Source organism: Chitinophaga sp. sic0106 (assembly GCF_019219075.1).
In the GTDB taxonomy this organism is placed as follows: domain Bacteria; phylum Bacteroidota; class Bacteroidia; order Chitinophagales; family Chitinophagaceae; genus Chitinophaga.
The window spans coordinates 133,469-153,281 of the sequence record NZ_JAHUWJ010000015.1 but is presented as its reverse complement, the minus strand read 5'-3'; the positions used below and the strand labels follow the sequence as shown (position 1 = coordinate 153,281).

17 protein-coding genes and 1 riboswitch are annotated in these 19,813 nt (G+C 47.6%); of the genes, 16 read left to right on the top strand and 1 reads right to left on the bottom strand.

Going from position 1 to position 19,813, the window contains the following annotated elements; translation table 11 throughout:
• The first annotated feature begins 196 nt into the window (after nucleotides 1-196).
• From KW844_RS20860 to KW844_RS20795, 14 genes are all read left to right on the top strand, one after another.
• Nucleotides 197-577 (top strand): nuclear transport factor 2 family protein, encoded by a 381-nt coding sequence (locus KW844_RS20860; RefSeq protein WP_218378722.1) that lies wholly within the window; start codon nucleotides 197-199, stop codon nucleotides 575-577.
• A 128-nt stretch (nucleotides 578-705) separates the two neighbouring features.
• The gene (locus KW844_RS20855) at nucleotides 706-1,299 is read left to right on the top strand and encodes a TetR/AcrR family transcriptional regulator (RefSeq protein WP_218378721.1); all 594 of its coding nucleotides are present in this window, start codon (nucleotides 706-708) and stop codon (nucleotides 1,297-1,299) included.
• Between the two features lie 33 nt (nucleotides 1,300-1,332).
• Nucleotides 1,333-2,592, top strand: coding sequence for an MFS transporter (locus tag KW844_RS20850; RefSeq protein ID WP_218378720.1), 1,260 nt, complete (start codon nucleotides 1,333-1,335; stop codon nucleotides 2,590-2,592).
• Between the two features lie 94 nt (nucleotides 2,593-2,686).
• On the top strand, nucleotides 2,687-3,316 hold the full coding sequence (locus tag KW844_RS20845; RefSeq protein ID WP_218378719.1) for an RNA polymerase sigma factor: 630 nt from the start codon (nucleotides 2,687-2,689) through the stop codon (nucleotides 3,314-3,316).
• A gap of 104 nt (nucleotides 3,317-3,420) precedes the next feature.
• Entirely contained in the window at nucleotides 3,421-4,557 is a 1,137-nt protein-coding gene (locus tag KW844_RS20840; protein WP_218378718.1) for a FecR family protein, read from the top strand.
• Between the two features lie 201 nt (nucleotides 4,558-4,758).
• The gene (locus tag KW844_RS20835) at nucleotides 4,759-8,103 is read left to right on the top strand and encodes a SusC/RagA family TonB-linked outer membrane protein (RefSeq protein WP_218378717.1); all 3,345 of its coding nucleotides are present in this window, start codon (nucleotides 4,759-4,761) and stop codon (nucleotides 8,101-8,103) included.
• 10 nt (nucleotides 8,104-8,113) lie between these two features.
• The gene (locus KW844_RS20830; protein ID WP_218378716.1) at nucleotides 8,114-9,487 is read left to right on the top strand and encodes a RagB/SusD family nutrient uptake outer membrane protein; all 1,374 of its coding nucleotides are present in this window, start codon (nucleotides 8,114-8,116) and stop codon (nucleotides 9,485-9,487) included.
• A 19-nt stretch (nucleotides 9,488-9,506) separates the two neighbouring features.
• On the top strand, nucleotides 9,507-10,382 hold the full coding sequence (locus KW844_RS20825) for a DUF4843 domain-containing protein (protein ID WP_218378715.1): 876 nt from the start codon (nucleotides 9,507-9,509) through the stop codon (nucleotides 10,380-10,382).
• Between the two features lie 22 nt (nucleotides 10,383-10,404).
• Nucleotides 10,405-12,006, top strand: a complete 1,602-nt coding sequence (locus tag KW844_RS20820; RefSeq protein ID WP_218378714.1) for a PKD-like family lipoprotein — start codon at nucleotides 10,405-10,407, stop codon at nucleotides 12,004-12,006.
• Nucleotides 12,007-12,212: 206 nt separating this feature from the next.
• Nucleotides 12,213-12,405, top strand: a riboswitch (cobalamin riboswitch).
• Between the two features lie 146 nt (nucleotides 12,406-12,551).
• Entirely contained in the window at nucleotides 12,552-14,870 is a 2,319-nt protein-coding gene (metE, locus tag KW844_RS20815; RefSeq protein WP_218378713.1) for a 5-methyltetrahydropteroyltriglutamate--homocysteine S-methyltransferase, read from the top strand.
• Between the two features lie 32 nt (nucleotides 14,871-14,902).
• The gene (locus KW844_RS20810) at nucleotides 14,903-15,286 is read left to right on the top strand and encodes an acyl-CoA thioesterase (protein ID WP_218378712.1); all 384 of its coding nucleotides are present in this window, start codon (nucleotides 14,903-14,905) and stop codon (nucleotides 15,284-15,286) included.
• A gap of 192 nt (nucleotides 15,287-15,478) precedes the next feature.
• Nucleotides 15,479-16,063 carry a pentapeptide repeat-containing protein gene (locus KW844_RS20805; protein ID WP_218378711.1) on the top strand — a complete coding sequence of 195 codons (585 nt, stop codon included), beginning with the start codon at nucleotides 15,479-15,481 and terminating at the stop codon, nucleotides 16,061-16,063.
• Between the two features lie 147 nt (nucleotides 16,064-16,210).
• Nucleotides 16,211-16,510, top strand: coding sequence for a GNAT family N-acetyltransferase (locus tag KW844_RS20800; protein WP_255578559.1), 300 nt, complete (start codon nucleotides 16,211-16,213; stop codon nucleotides 16,508-16,510).
• Between the two features lie 69 nt (nucleotides 16,511-16,579).
• Nucleotides 16,580-17,161: an alkylphosphonate utilization protein gene (locus tag KW844_RS20795; RefSeq protein ID WP_218378710.1), complete on the top strand. Its 582-nt coding sequence runs from the start codon at nucleotides 16,580-16,582 to the stop codon at nucleotides 17,159-17,161.
• Between the two features lie 75 nt (nucleotides 17,162-17,236).
• On the opposite strand, the gene KW844_RS20790 is transcribed toward KW844_RS20795, so the two are convergent.
• Nucleotides 17,237-18,640, bottom strand: coding sequence for an MFS transporter (locus KW844_RS20790; RefSeq protein WP_218378709.1), 1,404 nt, complete (start codon nucleotides 18,638-18,640; stop codon nucleotides 17,237-17,239).
• 77 nt (nucleotides 18,641-18,717) lie between these two features.
• Between KW844_RS20790 and KW844_RS20785 the strand changes: the two genes are divergently transcribed.
• Nucleotides 18,718-19,095: a helix-turn-helix domain-containing protein gene (locus KW844_RS20785; protein ID WP_304502640.1), complete on the top strand. Its 378-nt coding sequence runs from the start codon at nucleotides 18,718-18,720 to the stop codon at nucleotides 19,093-19,095.
• A 33-nt stretch (nucleotides 19,096-19,128) separates the two neighbouring features.
• Nucleotides 19,129-19,791, top strand: a complete 663-nt coding sequence (locus tag KW844_RS20780; protein ID WP_218378708.1) for an NAD-dependent epimerase/dehydratase family protein — start codon at nucleotides 19,129-19,131, stop codon at nucleotides 19,789-19,791.
• Nucleotides 19,792-19,813: the final 22 nt, after the last annotated feature.

Genomic DNA, 19,813 nt, shown 5'->3' with positions numbered 1-19,813 from the left:
ATATCCCCCGTTATTCCTGCATTTACGGGATAAAAGTAGGTTTAAATCGTATAAAATTTCGGATATCTCCGAAAATTTCGGAGGCTGTTTGTTCCGGTTTTCGGAGATATTATGAAAAGTACCGCTGTGACAATGGTTTGCGGCCTGCAATATTTATGGTACAGGGGTTGAATAGGAGAAGGAAATGAAATTGCTTATGTCCAATGTTTGGAAGTCTATCCAGGATATTTACCTGGCACTGGAGCAGGGGAATACCGGAAAGATAATGACCCTTGTGGATGAAGAGATATTATTTAAACTTGATAAGCCGCTGGGTGGCACCTATAAGGGCAGGGAAGGGCTGTTGCTGCTGATTGGGCGGTTTTACCAGGGTGGGAGCCGCATCAGCAAGCATATTGTGCAGATGGTGAGTCAGGACGACCGGGTAATGGTAAGCGGTAATACCCAGGTGCTGGTCAATGATGAGGTAATCGGGGAGGCGCCTTTTGCGGATGTATGGATTGTGGAAGGGGGGCGGATTGCGGAGGTGCAGCTGTTTTGCCTGGATACGGCGCTGGTGTCGAAGTGTTTTTTATAAAAGAGGTTCCGGCCTCTGGCCTGAACCTCTTATTATGAGAAGGGCCCGACCATCCGGTCGGGCCCTTCTCATAAAATAAAAAAAAAGTATTTCTTTTAAATAAGCGAACGCTTACTTATTTTTGCATTATGAGATATCGTGACGAAAATAAAGTACAGAATATCAAGGCCCGTGCAATTGAAATGATTGCCACAGAGGGGCTGGAGAATTTTGGCATTAATCGTTTGGCGAAGGCGGCGGGCGTATCCCCGGCCACCATCTATATCTATTATAAGGATAAGGACGATCTCATCACCACCATTGTAAAGGAGGAAACGGAGAAATGGATTGCGCATATTTTTAAAGGCTTTTCGCCGGACATGAGTTTTGAAGAGGGCTTATGGATACAATGGAAGAACCGTTCGGAGCATGCCATGACGCAAAGGGAACTGAATCTTTTCATGGAAAAAATCCGCAATACAGCCTTTGGAGAGCGCTTTCTGCATGGCATTTCAGATGAAATGAAAAAGCATATGGGGAGCTTTCTGCAACATGCGAAAGATAATAACGAGGTGGATGACATGCCATTGGAGGCCTACTGGGCGGTGGCCTTTGGACCACTGTATACGTTGATCCGCTTTCACCAGGAGGGCAGGAGTATTGGGGGGAGGGCCTTCAAAATGTCGGATACCATTATGCGCCAAACCTTTGACCGGGTTATTAGATCATTAAAAAAATCATAAGTTTTTTAGCTCCATATATACATAGTAATTTTTATGAAAACACAACAATCGTTTAGCCCACAACAGAAGCTGATCGTAGTGATGCTGGCACTGACGCAGTTTACTGTTATTCTTGATTTCATGGTGATGTCGCCCCTGGGAGATATGCTGATGAAGTCGATGAAAATTTCGCCGGATCATTTCGGCATTGTGGTGGCTGCCTATGCTTTTAGTGCGGGCATCTCGGGGTTGCTCACAGCGGGATTTGCTGATAAGTACGACCGCAAGAAGCTGCTCATCTTTTTTTACACAGGATTTATCGTTGGAACGCTCTGCTGTGGCCTGGCGCAAACCTACCCTATGCTGGTAGCGGCCAGGATCGTCACCGGGATTTTTGGTGGGGTGATCGGCAGTGTGTCCATGGCTATTATCACAGATTTATTTCCGCTTGAAATGCGTGGCCGTGTAATGGGCTTTATGCAGATGGGCTTTGGTGCCAGCCAGGTGCTGGGGATTCCTATCAGTCTGTATATTGCCAACCACTGGGGATGGGAATCGCCCTTTTTCATGGTGGTGGTATTGGCGGCTGCGGTGATGGCGCTGATTGTTATGCGGTTGCCGGCAGTAACGGCGCATCTGGCACTGCAATCAGATAAAAGTCCCATCCAGCACCTGTTACATACTTTCAGGAAGCGCAATTACCGCATTGCCTTTCTGGCAACGGCGTTACTATCGGTAGGTGGTTTTATGATGATGCCTTTTGGCTCCGCATTTGCCATCAATAACCTGCACGTTACTACGGAGCAGTTGCCGCTGCTGTTTACTTTTGCCGGTTGTGTATCCCTGATATCCGTGCCGCTGATTGGTAAGCTGAGTGATAAGATCGATAAGTTTGCCCTGTTCAGCATCGCTTCCCTCTATACGATGGTGATGGTTGTGGTGTATACGAATATGGGCCCTAGTCCGTTCTGGGTGATCATCCTGCTCAACGTGTTGATGCTGGTAGGTATACTTTCCCGCATGGTGCCGGCTACGGCTTTGATATCCGCAGTGCCGCAAATGCAGGACAGAGGTGCGTTTATGAGCATCAACGCCTCTTTACAGTCCATTGCCGGCGGACTGGCAGCGGTGTTGGCAGGCCGCATCGTTACGCAAAAGGATAATTTTAGTCGCCTCGAACATTACGATACTGTAGGCTGGGTGGTAGTTGCATTCAGCATGATCGGCATCTTTTTGTTAGGAAGGGTAAGTAAAATGATCAAAACAAAAAAGGCAGCGGAGCAACCCTTGGAGCAGCCAGTACCTGCATCCTAAGGACTTTTAAGCCATTAGAATACGGGCACCGCCGGCCGCGCAGATTTATTCTGCCGGCCGGTGTTTTTTTAGGGCTATAAATTCTTTGCTTTTTTTGCTATTTTTAGCCCTGATACAGATCGCAGCATTGGAGGACGCCGTAACAAATAATAACAATAGCCTGTTGCTACGCATAGCCGCAGGAGATGAATCTGCCTTTCGTGAATTCTTTCACGAGTACAGTAATAATATATATACCGTTGCCTTCATGCTCACTAAATCCGCTGAAATGGCGGAAGATATGGTGCAGGAAATCTTTCTCAAACTATGGCTCAACAGGGTCGCGCTGGCAGATGTACATAATATCCGAAGTTACATTTTCATTCATGCCAGGAATCATATTTTCAATGAACTAAGAAAAAAGGCCGATAAGCAGGAGTTTACCGACGAGCTGCTGGACTATTTTTCAGAAGTCCGGGACACACCCGAAAATGCATTGCTGCAAAAGGAAAGTCGCCAATTATTACATAAAGCTATACAGCACCTGCCCATGCAGCAGCAGCTGGTATATAAGTTAAGCCGGGATGAAAATTTAACCCAGGAGGAAATAGCCGCCCGGCTTGGCATCAGCAAACATACGGTGCGCAATCACATGGCCCAGGCGTTGCAGAATATCCGTTATTTCCTGGAATCCAATGCCAACGGGCTTTTACTCCTTATTTGTATCGCTGAGTTGCTGTCCTGAAAAAAAAGTTAAAAATTTTTTAACGCAGACTAGTATTCCCTGTTTCAAATTGTGTCTTTATTAATGTATGCGGGTTTTATCACTCGCAGCAGTGAAATAGTAGTATGCTGGAAAGAAAGAAAAAATTACTGGAAGGACTGGCGGACAATACGCTTACCTCAGCCGAACTGGCGGAATTAATGCAGGGTATCCGTGCGGGTGATCCTGATTTCGCGCAGGCCATTGAGGAACTGCTGCAGGATAGCACCAATACCGGCCTGCTGGCCCCGGAGCGGGAGCAGTGGCTGTTTGATAAAGTAATGTCCAGGGCACACCAGGAGGAAAAACCGGTACGCCGAATCCCCGCACGCATATGGCGTGTGGCCGCCGCCGTAACTTTACTACTTGGTACCACCGGCGTTTATGTCTCCCTGAAAAAACAACAGCAACAGCATACCCTGGCCATGGAACAACGCCGCCCGGCAGCCAACAAAGCCGTGCTGACGCTGGCCGATGGCCGCCAGGTGGAGCTGGACAGCATAGGCCACCAGCAACTGCAACAGGGAAATGCCAACATACAACAACAAAACGGGCAGCTGAAATATGAATCAGCCGCCACAACTGCCACTATTACCTATAATCAGCTGTCGACCCCCAGGGGCGGACAGTTCGTGCTCCTGCTGCCGGACGGCTCGAAAGTATGGCTCAACGCTGCTTCCAGTATTAAATTCCCGGTGGCATTCGCCAGAGAAAGAGTGGTAAGTATTACCGGAGAGGCCTATTTCGAAATTCGTCAGGATGCCGCCAAACCTTTTATAGTAAATACTTCCAGGTCATCGATACAAGTGCTGGGTACTGCCTTTAATATCATGGATTACGCAGAAGAAGGGCAACAGCAAACCACCCTAGTGAGCGGTGCTGTAAAAGTAACCGCAGGTACTGAAGCAGTAGTGCTAAAGCCCGGAAAAATGGCCGTGGTAAAGGAAAACAGTCTGTCAGTGACCGATGCTGATACCAGTAGTATTATGGGTTGGAGAACGGGAGAAATCAATGTGCAGGGACAGGAAATTGCAGCGGTACTCCGGCAGATATCCCGCCTCTATAATGTGGATATAGAAGTCAGGGGTACATTACCGAAGGATAAGTTAGGATATATAACGGATAAAAATACGCCGCTGTCCACCATGCTGGACTTGCTGCACGAACACGGGTTACAGACAAAAATAAATGGATCAGCGATCATTGTAACAACCAGGCAATGATAAACGATAAAGAGATGTAATTACGGACAGTGAACAATTCCCACTGAATTCATTCATTCATTCATACCCAAAGATTTTATGCCAGGTACGCCTGCCTTAGCAATAAGGCCAGCGAATGCTTTGCCACTATTCCAATACCAACTAAAGATCAAAAACCAACCATTGATTCAAATGTCATCATCAACCAAATTGCTGATTAGAATGAGAATTACTGCAGTGCTATTACTGGTAGCTACCCTACAGGTAAGTGCAAATGCCTATGCACAGCGCATCAGCTTACATGTGCGCAACATGGCTTTGCAAAAGGTGTTTGTCCAGATCCGCCAGCAAACAGGGTATACTTTTTTCTGGAACCAGGAACAGCTGGACCAGGCAAAACCTGTAACCGTTGAGGTAAAGGATGCTTCCTTGAAAGATGTACTGGACCAGTGTTTACAAGGATCGTCGCTCACCTTTGTGATCAAGGAAAGCAGCAAGTCTGTTTTTGTGAAAGCGAAAACAACAGGCGAAAAGGATCTGGTGGGCAACCCTCCTCCGGAAACTATTACTGTTCGCGGACGTATCAGCGATCCTGAAGGCCAGCCCCTGGTTGGTGCCACTGTGATGATACAGGGTACCAACCGCGGCGCTGCCGTAGATGCATCCGGAAACTATGAACTCACTGGCGTTGCACCGGATGCCGTGCTGCTGTTCCGACTCGTAGGTTACGAACCGCAGACGGTGAAAGTGAACAAACGTAGCACCATCAATGTGCAACTGGCGATGGCGGCGCAAAAAATTAATGAAGTAGTAGTGACTACCGGTATTTTCACCCGCAAGAAAGAGAGCTTTACCGGCGCCTATTCTGTGTATACCGGTGACCAGTTAAAGACCATGGGTAACCAGAATATCATCCAGAGCTTACGCTCCCTGGACCCGTCTATGCTGGTACTGGAAAACAACCTGGCAGGTTCCAATCCCAATGTGATGCCCAACCTGGCCATCCAGGGGAAAACCAGCTTGCTCGGTCAAACAGACGCATTGCAGAATGATCCGAATCAACCGTTGTTCATACTCGATGGATTTGAATCCGATCTGGTTACCATCATGGGACTGGATATCAACCGCGTGGCTTCTATCACTATTCTGAAAGATGCCGCCTCTACTGCTATCTATGGTTCCAAGGCTGCTAATGGGGTAGTGGTGGTGGAAACCAAGGTGCCGAAAAACGGTGCGATGGGATTATCGTTTAACGCGGATTATACCGCTTCCATGCCTGACCTCCGGGATTATAATATGATGAATGCCGCGCAGATACTGGAGTTTCAGCGACTGGCAGGTGTGTATACCTCTACCGACGGATTGTACAAACAGGCAGAACTGGATTCAATTTATAATACCCGACTCAATAACGTGCTGCGTGGCGTAAATACGTATTGGATGGGTAAACCGCTGCAGTCCGTGGCACTGGCGCAAAACTACTCCATCTATGCGGATGGGGGAGAAGGTAAGTTCCGCTATGGTATTGGATTTAAGTATGGAAAAATAGATGGTGTGATGAAAGGCTCCGGCAGAAATGTAGGTAACGGTAATATCGACCTTACCTACCGTTCGGGCAAATTCACCTTTTCAAATAAATTGCTGATCTCAGGATTTAAAGCAACGGATTCCCCTTATGGTTCCTTCGAGGATTATGTAAGAACCATTCCTTACTATGAAGATAACGGCAAGAAATATATCGATTCAACAAAAGATGCCGCCGGCTTCTACAGAAGAGTAAACAACCCGATGTACCAGTTGCAGGTGCCGAATTCCAGTACCAGCAACGAACTGCAGTTGTCCAACCGGTTCGGTGCCTATTACCAGCCTACCAAAAACATACGGGTGGAAGCACGGCTGGCTTTAACTAAACGTAGTGGTGAATCAGAGAAATTACGTTCTCCGAACAATACAGAGTTTGACAATTCGCCATTTGATCAGAAGGGAACTTATGGACATAGCAGAACCAATGGTTTTAGTTATGAAGCGTTTCTGCAGGCTAGTTATGGCGCCGTGCTGCATGACCGTCACGAAATTAATTTTGTGCCGGGCTTTACGACCCAGAGTTCTACCACCACTGGCGATAGTTATCAGGCTACCGGATTTCCGCAGTCCTCCATTATGAACCCTTCCTTTGCTACGGGCTATCCGGCAGGAGGTTTTCCTACTTATAATAAGGCAGAAAACCGTAGTGTGAGTGGTTTTATGAATGCCCACTATGGATACGACCGCCGCTATATGGTAGATGCTACTATTCGCAGAGACGGTAGTTCGGTGTTTGGTACCAACCGCAGATTTACCAATACCTGGACTATGAGCGCCGGCTGGAACCTGCACAACGAAAGCTGGTTTAAAAAAGGCGGGATGGTCAATTATTTCCAGGTACGTGCAAGTATCGGCAACCCCGGTAACCAGAGCTTTGGCAGCTACAATTCCTTCACCACCCTTACCTACGTGCAGGGGCTGATGAACGAGCGTGGCAATGGGCTGTCGGTTTCCCTGTGGGGAAACCCTTACCTGGCATGGCAGAAAACTATTAACAAAACGATAGGTGCAGATGCCCGTTTGTTTAAAGACAGGCTGTCGTTCAACCTCAACGTATTCCACAAGTTTACAGATCCGCTGGTAGTATCGTTGCCGAATGCGCCATCTGTTGGTTATACCAGCCAGATGATCAACCTGGGTAATATGACGGCTACTGGTTTTGACCTGGCCGTAAGAGCTACAGTGGTGAGCATACCAAAGAGCCGCCTGTATTGGCGCGTAAATGCCAGCGCCACCAAAGTAAAATCGGTATTTGGTGGAATTGGTAACAGCCTGAATGTACTCAATAAAGAAAACGAAGGCTCCAATAAAGGAGAGAATAATAACTATTCACAGGATTTGTCCGCTATCAATCAATCGCTTTATCGCTACTATGATGGTGCCAGTCCGGATGATATGTGGGCGGTAAGATCGCTGGGGATCGATCCTGCCACGGGTCGTGAAGTATTCCTGTCAAAAGATGGTGTACGAACCTATACCTATAATTCTGCTGATGTGGTGAAGGTGGGGAATAGCCAGCCTGACATGCAGGGTATCATCGGTACTTCCTTCCAGTACCAGGGATTTTCCTTAAGTGTAAATATGCGTTACACACTGAATGCTTATCAGCTGAATACAGCTTTGTATAGTAAGGTAGAAAACGTAGGTGCATCAATGGTGTACCGGGAGAACCTGGATTTGCGTGCTTTGACAGGCCGCTGGAAAAGACCAGGGGATATAGCTGAATTTAAAGCAATCAGTACAGTGGTAAGTGCACCGATCAGCAGCCGTTTTATTCAAAAAGAAAGTACGCTGAGCGGGGAGTCCATTTCCATTTCCTATGACCTGAACGGAGCAGCATGGCTGAAGCATGCAGGACTTAAAGGGTTGCGCATGACGGGCTATCTCAATGATATTTTCCGGTTATCTACTATTCAAAGGGAGCGCGGTATTGATTATCCATATGCCAGAACACTTTCTTTCTCACTCAATGCATCCTTCTAATTATATAGTTATGATCAAACGTAATATTAACATCTTCCTGGTCAGTTGTGCGGCATTGCTGATGACGGCCTGTAGCAAGTACCTGGATGTAAAACCTAATTCAAGCATCCTGGAGTCGGAGGCTTACAGCAGTCAGGCAGGTTTTGAAAACCACCTGAATGGTGTGTACCTGAACTTAGCGTCACAATCGTTATACGGAGGTATGGCCAATATGATTGCCCCTGAACTGCTGGCACAACGGTATATGCAGTCATCGCCAAGTGGTGCTGATATTTTCAAATACAGGGTAGTATCTTCTTATCAATGGGGTGACCCTACCACAAAGGCTATGTTCAGTAGTATCTGGAGCAGCAGCTATGCCCAGATTGCGAACCTGAATAATATCCTGCAGCAGATAGATGGTAAAAAGCAGTTGTTTGTTGACTCTGCATTCAACAAGGTGAAAGGAGAGGCGCTGGCATTACGGACGTTCCTGTACTTTGATTTATTGCGCCTGTTTGGGCCTGTGTACAGTGTGGATTCAGCACGCGATGCAATTCCGTATTATTCTACTGTTACCAGGGGGCCGAACGATTATATGCCGGCAAACCAGTTGATGGATAGTTTGATGCGGGATGGTTTGGCTGCACGTGCTTTGCTGGACCCCCAGTATGCATACAAAAAATCTTTCTTCAGTTATCATGCGGTTACGGCTATGCTGGCGCGTATGAGTTTATACCGTGGCGCCAATGCGCAGGCATTTGACTTTGCAACAGAAGTGATCCGGAATCAACCTGGTAAATACGGATTTAATGGACCCGGAGGTGCCGCTACTGATCCTGCTTTATCGGGAGATGCAGTGCTGGCGTTCCAAAATGCAAAATTGATAGATGTACATAATAAATATTTTTCTGAAGCCATTACCGATGAAACGCAGTTATTATTTCCATTCGGGGAAGTTCTAAGTAACTGTTTCGAAGGGCAAACGGCGGATGAGCGTTTCAGGCCTTCTATTTTCGCTTTGCCGACGCAGGTGCCGCATACTTCTTATTGTATTTATAAATTTTCGAAAGGTAACCTGGTGCCGATTATTCGGGCTTCAGAGTGCTACCTGATTGCTGCGGAAACGGCGGCTGATCCTGCGGAGGGGCTCAGGTACCTGAATTTGCTGCGGGCGGCCAGGAATATCCGCACGTTGACAGATGCCACCAATCTGAACGACAATATCCGTAAAGAGTATATGAAGGAATTTTGGGTGGAAGGACAGCTGTTTTATTACTATAAGCGTAAACAGACTGCGGCTATTCCAAATAATTATGGCGGTGCGGAAGTGAGGATGTCGAAAGCTACTTATGTAGTACCACTTCCGGAAAGTGAACTTGCGATTCATCAACCAAAAAACTAATCACCTTAATTGTAGCAAGATGAAAAAAATTATTCCAGTTGCTATTTTGCTGGCCTGTATTACATCGGTATTTTTTTCCTGTAAGAAATCAGAGCTGCTGCGGTTCAGTGCGGAGTCGGCCATTTATTTCAACCAGAACGCCGGCGATTCCCTGGCCGTATATTATCACCTCAATGATAGCCTGATGGGCGTATACTGGACGCGTACCGTCACCGATACCGGCCGCCGCGTGGATACCATTGTGGCTAACACGGGTACTATTGTAAGTGAAGATGATGAGCTGATCATTGCGGTGGATGTGCGGGTGATGGGTACGCCATCCTCTTCCGACAGAAAATTTGACCTGTTGATAGATCCTTCTTCTACATTCCCCGCTTCAGCTATTTCACTCAACCCGGCAGACTGTTTTGTGAAAGCAGGGGAATTGAGGGCCCTGGTGCCACTGCGTGTTAAGCGGATCAGTGAATTGCTGCAGAAACCTTTGTACGTGACCGTTACCCTGGCAGGTGTTGGGGATGGACTGGACACCGCTTATAATGTGAAAAAAGTGGATACATCCTGGAAGCCGCTGGTGAAACGTACTTATGGTATTTATGATAACCTGCCTGCACCAATCTGGTGGAAGTCCTCGTATGGCGTGGTGCGAATGGGGCCTTACAGTGTTACAAAGTTCAGGTACCTCGCTAATTTCCTGGGGCTGACCACCACCTATCTTTCCGCCAGCAGCATTACCCCATCGCTTATAAACGGCATTGGCCGGCAGTTTTACTGTCATCTCAAAAGCATGAAGGAAGCGGGTACGCCGGTGATGGATAAAGACGATCTTACTGGTAAAACATTTGAAATGGAAGCAGGGGCAACATCTGTAAACAGCTGTTGGACACCGGTAGAATAAATAAACACTCAAGAAAAAAATTATGTGGAAATATAGCAGACCAATCCTGTTCCTGTTGCCATTGGTAGCTACAGTGTTACTACTGGCAGGTTGTTATAAGGATTTAGGTAATTATGATTATAAAGAGATAAATACCATCGAACTGGGAAAATTCGGCAATAACCTGAAAGTTTACCAGTATGATACACTTACCCTGGAGCTACCACTCAGCGCGACGCTGGACAGCTCTGTGCTACTCGAGGAAGGTCGATTTAGCTACCGCTGGATTGCTATAGCCGGTTCGGCTGAATATCAGCTGGACACCAACCGGGTGTTGCATAACCGGGTGAATATTCCAACGGGCAATTATACACTGCTGTTTCGGATGTGGGATCTTAAAACAGGGAACGTTTATTCCAAACGCAGTGGTGCCAATGCTTTTGTGGTAGTGAGCGGCACCTACGAAGGCTGGCTGGTATTCAGTGAAGTACAGGGCCGGGCGCGACTGGATATGGTTAATTTTGTGAGTGGGGAGGCACCAACGTATGCACGTGATATATTGAGTCAGTCTTCCATTATCCCAAAAAATCTGACAGGGGCAAGGGATATCTGTTATACTTTTACGGGTCCTACCAGGAACCTGGTGCCTGGGCCGGGTCACGATTCTACAGCATCTTCCGCCGCAGATGCGGAATGGATTTATGTAGCCACTGATCAAGGTTCATGGAAGCTGCGCAATGATAACCTGACTACCAAATGGCAATGGTCTGTACACAGGGAATACATTCAACAGGATTCTGCCTCTTTCCGTCCGGCATTTTTTGGCAATGGGAAAGGAACAGGGGCTAATGCAGCCTACCTCTATTTATTTGATGGAAAAGGTAATTTTTATGAAAGGATAGGTAATGATTACTACGAAACGGCAAAAATGATTAACGTGGTACAGGGAGAGAGTAAGCCATTTAAGGCTGCACCATTCTTTTGCCGGACACAGAACAGTGCAAGCAGTGCCTTCGCGATATTATTTGATGCAGAGAAAAAAAGGTTTCTAAAATATGGTGCTGCGGCAGGCGGGTGCATATCGTTGCCAACAGATGCTGCTACCAATCCCCTTTTTAACTTTAATAATGTCCAGAAAGATCTGGTGTGGATGAAGACTACCGGTTATAACACCCTCACCTATGCGGTACTGCGTGGTGCAGATGGCGCTACGTGGCTGGCTACCTTCAATCTCACTAACGCTAATACGCAGGATAAATACGTGCAGCTTACCGGAACGGATATCGATAAGGCTACATTGTTTACGGTAGATAAAATTTACGGTACCTTATTTTACGCCGTAGGCGGTAAGGTATACGCCACACACAAAGATTATCCTAATGAGAGCTTCGTGGTACTGGATAAGGGATCGGAGGTAATCACCTACCTGGATCAGCATATTTTCGCGAAGGCGGCCTATTACAAAACAGAACCCTCGCATGTATCAATGCATGTGATGGTGGGTAGTTACAATGAAGGTAGAGGTAACGGTACGCTGGAAGGGTATGCGACTACTGATTATGTAAATAGCCATGCGGCATTTACAAAGTATACGACCTACACAGGCTTTGGTAAAATCAAGGCACTTAGCTACCGGGAAAGATAATTTCTCCCTCAAATAAATCAAAAACCAACCATTGCAATAAAGTCCTGTAGGTGATCCCTACGGGACTTTGTATTTTTCTTAGAAAATTATTCTTTTTTATTTTTATAAACTTATATTTTGTTCTGTTTATTAGGTAGAATATTATACTTATTTCTGTTTGGTGTTGATTTTGTAGTCGTTTATGCTATAAATTGCAGCCAATATCACATTTTGATACAGACAATGGTGGCTGTTAGGATAACGGCATTAAAAGGGAATAGTGTGTAAATCACTGGCTGTCCCGCAACTGTAAGCAGTACCTGAATTTTATCTACCTGATGTTCATTGCCGGCAACGCTGGTGAGAAGAACAGATAAAATACTGCGAGCCAGGAAACCTGCCTTGTCTGCATGTTGACAAATACTTTCGTGGACTGAAGTGGGTCAGCTTTCAGGAGTGCCGTCATGGCCTGACGTACGCAGTTGCTGTATCGTGCCTCCTTCCCGCTGCCGGTTTACGCAGGTATTAAAGTAAATGTTCTTATTCACTTTAAAACCGGATGAACCATGATTACACATAACCTGGGCTATCCCCGCATCGGCGCCCACAGGGAGCTGAAAAAAGCTAATGAGGCTTATTGGGCAGGCAAAATCAATGCTACTGAGCTGGAACAAACTGCCAGAAGTATCCGCCTTAATAACTGGTACCTGCAAAAAGATGCAGGCATCGATATCATTCCGTGTAACGATTTCTCTTTCTACGATCATGTACTGGATACCTGTCTGATGACCGGCGCCATCCCGGCCCGTTATCATGAGTTGCTGGTGGATAAACAACTCACTCAGCTGGACCTGCAGTTTGCCATGGCCCGTGGTTACCAAAAGGAAGGACTCGATGTAACCGCCATGGAAATGACCAAATGGTTTGATACCAACTATCACTATATCGTACCAGAGTTTTCCGCCAACCAGCAGTTTTCGCTGTTCTCCGAAAAAGTGATTACGCAATACCACGAAGCAAAACGCGCGGGCTTCCAGGCAAAGCCGGTACTGCTGGGGCCTGTATCCTTCCTGCTGCTGGGTAAGGAAAAGGAAAAAGGTTTCCATCGCCTGCAGCTGCTGGGCAAGTTACTGCCGGTGTACCTGGAAGTATTGTCCAAACTCAACGACCTGGATGCACACTATATCCAGTTCGATGAGCCTTGCCTTTCACTCAACCTCAACAAAGTAGAGCAGGACGCTGTCACCAAAGCTTACAACACCTTCCAGCAGGCATATCCGCATATGCATTTCATATTGGCTTCCTATTTTGAATGCTATGGCGAAAACCTGCAAACTGCCCTGAGCCTGCCGGTGCAAACACTGCACCTGGATCTGGTACGCTGCCCTTCCCAACTGGACGACATCCTGTCTACCGATATAAAACATAAAAAACTTCGTTTATCCCTTGGCGTGGTAGATGGCCGCAACATATGGAAAAACGATTTCGATAAATCCCTGACACTTATACGCAAGGCACAGCAAGCGCTGGGTGCGGATCGCCTGCTTTTGGCGCCTTCCTGCTCGCTGCTGCATGTACCCTGTGACCTGGACCTGGAAACAGACGAAGAGAGCCTGCCCGCTACCATCAAAGCATGGATGGCCTTTGCCAAACAGAAACTGGATGAAGTGAAAACCCTGGCGGAACTTTCCACTGAAAATCCTTCTGTGAATGCGCTGCAAGAGCTGAAAGACAATCAGGCTGCCATGGAGTCACGCAGCACTTCTTCATTGATTCACCGCCCGGCTGTATCTGCCCGCGCCGCCGCTGTAACTGACACGGATGCACGCAGAGCTACCGCATTCCCGCAGCGCAAACAAACGCAGCAGGAAGAATTGCAGCTACCTAAGTTTCCTACTACCACCATCGGTTCTTTCCCGCAAACACCTGCGGTACGCTCCTGGAGAAACAAATGGAAAAAAGGAGAACTCACCCCCGCGGAATATGATGCACTGATCAGGGAAGAAACAGCTGCTTCCATCCGCTGGCAGGAAGCCATTGGTATGGACGTACTGGTACATGGTGAGTTTGAAAGAAATGACATGGTGGAATACTTCGGCGAGCAGCTGGAAGGCTTTGTATTTACCCGCTATGGCTGGGTGCAGAGCTATGGTAGCCGCTGCGTAAAACCACCGGTGATTTTCGGAGACGTTGCCCGTAAGGACGCCATGACGGTGTATTACACGCAATATGCGCAGTCGCTCACCAATCGCCCGGTGAAAGGTATGCTCACCGGCCCTGTCACCATCCTGCAATGGAGCTTCGTTCGCAACGATCAGCCCCGCGCCGCTACCTGCCTGCAAATAGCACTGGCCATCCGCGACGAGGTGAGCGACCTCGAAGCAGCCGGCATCAAAGTAATCCAGATCGATGAACCCGCCCTGCGCGAAGGCCTGCCGCTGCGCAAAGAAAACTGGGAAAAATACCTGTACCATGCAGTGAGGGCATTTAAGGTAGCTTCCTCCGGTGTACAGGACAAAACACAGATTCATACGCATATGTGCTATGCGGAATTCAACGATATCTTTGAAAGCATAGCCGCCCTGGATGCGGATGTAATCACGATAGAAACCAGTCGCTCCCAGAATGAATTACTGGAAGGTTTTGCCAGTTTCCAATATCCTAACGATATTGGGCCGGGCGTATACGATATTCACTCGCCCCGTATTCCTTCTGAAGAAGAGATGGTAAACCTGATGGAAAAAGCCATGACCGTGATACCGGCAGATCAGTTATGGGTAAACCCTGACTGCGGACTGAAAACGAGAGACTGGCCGGAAACCCGGGCTGCTGTTGCCGCCATGGTGGCTGCTGCCAAAACACTCAGGAACAAAGTACCCGCCTGATTCGAAGTATTGATCCAGGAAAACAATGTAATATGACTATAGAAGAACGCATGCAGGCATCGGAAACGCATATCTTTAAAGCGATATTCCCCGATAGTACCAACCATTATGATACCATGTTCGGCGGTACCGCTATGTACCTCATGGATGAAGTGGCCTTTATCACCGCTACCCGCTTTACGCGCAAAAAGGTGGTAACAGTATCGTCCGACAGGATCGACTTTACCAAGCCAATCCCCGCAGGTACCATCATTGAACTGATAGGCCGCGTATCCAAAGTGGGTAACACCAGCATGAAAGTAAACGTAGAAATTTACATAGAGGAAATGTACAGCGATTACAGAGAACTGGCTATCTCCGGCACCTTCACCTTTGTAGCCATTGATGATCAGAAACGACCTGTAAGCGTGTTATAAACCAGGTTTACTTGCTATAAAAAGGCCCCCGGCAGTATGACTGCACGGGGGCTGCTTTTTTGTCGGCTTTGTTCAACAGGGTTTTATGGAGAGAATATCTTTAATACGCTGCGAAGATATCTCCCATCGGCAGATTTTAATAATCGAAAAAGAGAAAAGATTTACGAAATTGGGAAAAATTAAATAACAATAATGGGAGAAGTTATCCTGCACGAAAACAAAGTATTCACGGATGTGGACTATACGGAGAAGCGGCTGGTAAACAGGGAATTTGTAAAATGTGAATTTGTAAACTGCAATTTCACGAAGAGTGACCTCCGGGATAATAACTTTGAAAACTGTGTTTTCAGGCAATGTAATTTCTCGCTGACACTCATTGACGGCGCAGGTTTCAGAGACATTACCTTCCAGTCGTGTAAGGTATTGGGGGTGGATTTTAGTCGCTCCAACAAGTTCATGTTTTCCTTCACCTTCATTGACACCGTACTGGATTACTGCGTTTTCTTCGGCGCACGCCTTCGTAAAACACTGTTCCAGGGCTGTTCCCTGAAGGAAACCGATTTTTCGGAAGCGGACCTCACGTCGGCGGTGTTCAATAACTGCGACCTCACGCTGACGCGTTTTTCTGATACCCAGCTCGAAAAAACGGATTTCAGAACAGCATATAATTTTAGCATTGACCCAGACTTTAATAAAGTCAAGAAGGCTAAGTTTGCTGCCGCTAATTTGTCGGGCCTGCTGACAAAGTATAACCTTGATATCGATTTTGATGCTTAATACTAGGGGAGGTGAGACCCCATCACAGTTGCTCCTCCATCGTTGCAGGGAGGAATACCCGTGATGGTCAGTACCGCCGCTCCTGGCGATCACGGTAGAAAACAACATTACTATTTCCATTGTTATCCTAAAAAAGGCAACTATCACATGGCAGATTCTATCTACACCGTTACCAACAATACCAAAGAACAACAGTTGGAAGTTTCCGATGGTAATGATAAAGCAACACTTACCTACCGGTTCTACAAAAACGACATTGCGCTGATGCATACCACTGTGCCGGCAGCGATGGGAGGGAAAGGCATTGCCACCCAACTGGCAGTAGCCGCCTTTGATTTAGCGCGGGAACTCGGTAAGCCCGTGATGGTGTACTGCCCGTTTGTTGCCAGCTTTCTGACCAAACATCCGGAATACAAAGCACAACTGGACAAGAATTATCATCATTAGTGCTGCCACCCCTTAAATAAGTCGCTGCTGAAAAAAACGTATCTTTGCTGCCCAATTTTTAGACTAGATATGACACTGGATGCTATTTTGAACGAACGTAGCGGCGGCAACTGCGAAGTATGCGGCGGCAATACCGACCTGAAAACATTTGAAGTACTGCCGGCAACAGGCGCTGTGGAGGACTACAGTATTTTGCTCTGCAACACCTGTCGCAGCCAGATTGAGAAAAAGGCCGAGCTGGACCTGGCCCACTGGAATTGCCTTACCACCAGTATGTGGAGCGAAGTGCCAGGTGTACAGGTTGTTTCCTGGCGTATGCTCAATCGCCTCCGCGATCAAAGCTGGGCCGCCGAGCAACTGGATATGATGTATCTCGAGGAGGACCGGCTGGCGTGGGCAAAGGCTTCCGGTGATCATGAAAATGACGCCACCGTAGACCTGCACCGCGATTCCAATGGTGCCGTGCTGCAAAACGGTGATACCGTAGTGCTCACCAAATCCCTTGACGTAAAAGGTACTACGCTCAACGCCAAACTGGGTACAGTAGTGAAAAATATACGCCTCGTTCCGGATAATACTGAACAGATAGAAGGTAAGATTGAAGGGCAGATGATTGTAATTCTGACTAAATATCTGCGTAAGCAGAACTGATTAATATTGTGTAGAGACGGGCTGCGCCCGTCTCACATAGGCGAGGAGACGGGCGCAGCCCGTCTCTACACAATATCACGACGCATTGTTTTTCTCCGGCATCATATACAGCAACCCCGCAGCCATCATCAAAAACAAAATATTCACCCACGTAGCCCAATGGTAGGCATGCACATACGCTGCTACTGAATGCTCTCCCTGTAACAATCCGAAAAATATACCACCGCTGACGCCTATCCCAAGTGCCACTGCCGTTTGCTGAAAAGTGGTATACGTACCGGAAGCCGCGCCGGCAAAGGAAGGAGGTATACTGCGTATACTCAGGGTCAGCAGCGACGGAAGCACAGATCCGCAACCCATTCCATACACAAATAACAAAAGGTATATTTTGGGAGATGCTATTACATCTCCCTGAAAAAACCTAATGTGCAGGAACAAGGTGACAGCCATCAGGAGTACGCCGGCAATGAGCACCTTACGCCCATATATTTTTACCAGCCTGATGGACGATACGGCGGCTACTACATACCCGATACCCTGCGCGGCAAACAACAATCCGGTGAGGCTGGAACTAAAGCCCAGTCCGTTTTGCAGCAGTACCGCATTGATCAGAAAATAGCTGTCCTGCACCATGAAATAAAACAATACAGCTAATAGCCCGATGTTAAAATCCTTGTAACCAAACAGCCGTAAATCAATCAGTGGCTGTGTTTTACGCCGCTGGTCAAAGATGAAAACTGTCAGCATCACCGGCGATGCCAGCAACATGCCTGCTGCCCAAAGCGGCCACCCCAGCTCCCGGCCATGTATAAGTGGATAGATGAGGCAGATCAGCGTGGTGGTGAGCAACAGTACGCCGGATACATCAAAGCGCGACTGTGCCAGTAGCGGCGTTTCCTGCAGGAACCTTACTGCCAGCCAGGTAGCAAGGAGGCCTATAGGCAGGTTGATCATGAAAATCCAGCGCCAGCCATCGATCAGGAAATGTATATCAGGGATGATGCCACCCAGCAGCTGACCAATCACAGAAGCGGTGCCGGCAATGCTGCCATATATGCCCAGCGCTTTTATGCGCGCCTCATGCTGGGGGAATAGCAGATGTATGTACGCAATGCTCTGCGGTACCATAAAGGCCGCAGATACGCCCTGTAAAAAGCGAAAGCCGTTTAATTGCATGGCGCTTTGTGCCAGCCCGCAACAGCACGACATCACCGTGAAAGTCGCCATACCGGCAATGAATACACGCTTTTTGCCCAGGTAATCCCCCAGTCGCCCCCCGGTAATTAAAAATGCCGCATATCCTATCAGGTAAGCCGCTATCACCAGCTGCAAATCTGCATCAGTACTGTGCAGCCCCGCCTGGATCGAAGGCAGCGCCACATTCACAATGAAAATATCGATCACCGATAAAAATGCGGCCGCCGACACGATCCACAGCTGTCCCCATCTGTTGTATTCCGTTTTGACTATACTAATCATCTATTCCTTAACTTTAAGGAAGCAAAGTTGATGGCGCCCAAGGGCATTATCAAGTAGTTCATCGAATAATACCTGGTATGGAAAAGAATACTATTAGTGAGCAGCAGGCAGTTAGCAATACAGATGAATTGCGGCTGCTGATGGAAAATAACATGGCGCTGACAAATGCCATGCAGGTAATAGGGGGAAAATGGAAGCTGTTGCTGTTAAACAGTATACGGCTCGACTGCCCTGCACGCTTCGGGGAATTGCGCAGGAAAATGCAGGATATCACACATGCTACCCTGACGGCACAATTGCGGGAGCTGGAGCAGGACGGCATTATTGAACGCAAAGTATACGCGGAAGTGCCGCCACGGGTGGAGTACAAGCTCACCCCGCTCGGCATCACCCTCGTGCCTGTTATTACCGCACTGTGCGATTGGGGCGAAGCCTATAAAAACAGGATGGTATAAAATATTTATTTCATTCATACGTCAACACCTCATATGGGACTAAAAATAGTAATCACCGGTGCCACCGGTATGGTTGGAGAAGGGGTATTGCTCACCTGCCTGGATCATCCGCAGGTGGAACAGGTGCTGATTGTAAGCAGAAGACATTATGAGTTGAAGCACCCTAAACTCATAGAGCGGCTGGTGCCCGACTTCTACCGCCTCGACAGTATTGGGGAGGACCTTAAAGGTTATGATGCCTGTTTCTTCTGTGCCGGGGTAACTTCTCTCGGTAAGAAAGAGGATGAATATACCAGGCTGACCTATGATACCACTATGGCCTTTGCGCAGCAATTGCTCCACCACAGCCCTGGCATCTCCTTTATATATGTTTCCGGCGCCGGCACTGACTCCTCCGAAAAAGGCAGGATTATGTGGGCCCGCGTGAAAGGCAAAACGGAAAACGACCTTGCGAAACTGCCTTTTAAAAGTGAATATAATTTCCGGCCAGGCTTTATGAAAGCGGTTCCCGGACAAAAAAATCCGCCGAAGCTCTACTACGCTTTCGCATGGATGTACCCTTTCCTGAAAGTGGTGATGCCTAATATGACTTCCACCCTGCAACAGGTGGGCAGGGCTATGATCAATGCCGTTACCAAAGGTTATCCGGCCAATGTGCTGGAGGTAAAAGACATCAATAAACTGGGTGATCAGTAGCATGATAAGTTGGGGTGCCTAA

Bases quoted from the DNA above. Each gene is read 5' to 3' on its own strand.
- KW844_RS20780 (WP_218378708.1), top strand. From the start codon at position 19,129: ATGGGACTAAAAATAGTAATCACCGGTGCCACCGGTATGGTTGGAGAA.
- KW844_RS20830 (WP_218378716.1), top strand. From the start codon at position 8,114: ATGATCAAACGTAATATTAACATCTTCCTGGTCAGTTGTGCGGCATTG.
- KW844_RS20825 (WP_218378715.1), top strand. From the start codon at position 9,507: ATGAAAAAAATTATTCCAGTTGCTATTTTGCTGGCCTGTATTACATCG.
- KW844_RS20855 (WP_218378721.1), top strand. From the start codon at position 706: ATGAGATATCGTGACGAAAATAAAGTACAGAATATCAAGGCCCGTGCA.
- KW844_RS20795 (WP_218378710.1), top strand. From the start codon at position 16,580: ATGACACTGGATGCTATTTTGAACGAACGTAGCGGCGGCAACTGCGAA.
- KW844_RS20790 (WP_218378709.1), bottom strand. From the start codon at position 18,640: ATGATTAGTATAGTCAAAACGGAATACAACAGATGGGGACAGCTGTGG.
- KW844_RS20820 (WP_218378714.1), top strand. From the start codon at position 10,405: ATGTGGAAATATAGCAGACCAATCCTGTTCCTGTTGCCATTGGTAGCT.
- KW844_RS20840 (WP_218378718.1), top strand. From the start codon at position 3,421: ATGCTGGAAAGAAAGAAAAAATTACTGGAAGGACTGGCGGACAATACG.
- KW844_RS20810 (WP_218378712.1), top strand. From the start codon at position 14,903: ATGACTATAGAAGAACGCATGCAGGCATCGGAAACGCATATCTTTAAA.
- KW844_RS20850 (WP_218378720.1), top strand. From the start codon at position 1,333: ATGAAAACACAACAATCGTTTAGCCCACAACAGAAGCTGATCGTAGTG.
- metE (WP_218378713.1), top strand. From the start codon at position 12,552: ATGATTACACATAACCTGGGCTATCCCCGCATCGGCGCCCACAGGGAG.
- KW844_RS20860 (WP_218378722.1), top strand. From the start codon at position 197: ATGTCCAATGTTTGGAAGTCTATCCAGGATATTTACCTGGCACTGGAG.
- KW844_RS20785 (WP_304502640.1), top strand. From the start codon at position 18,718: ATGGAAAAGAATACTATTAGTGAGCAGCAGGCAGTTAGCAATACAGAT.
- KW844_RS20835 (WP_218378717.1), top strand. From the start codon at position 4,759: ATGAGAATTACTGCAGTGCTATTACTGGTAGCTACCCTACAGGTAAGT.
- KW844_RS20805 (WP_218378711.1), top strand. From the start codon at position 15,479: ATGGGAGAAGTTATCCTGCACGAAAACAAAGTATTCACGGATGTGGAC.
- KW844_RS20800 (WP_255578559.1), top strand. From the start codon at position 16,211: ATGGCAGATTCTATCTACACCGTTACCAACAATACCAAAGAACAACAG.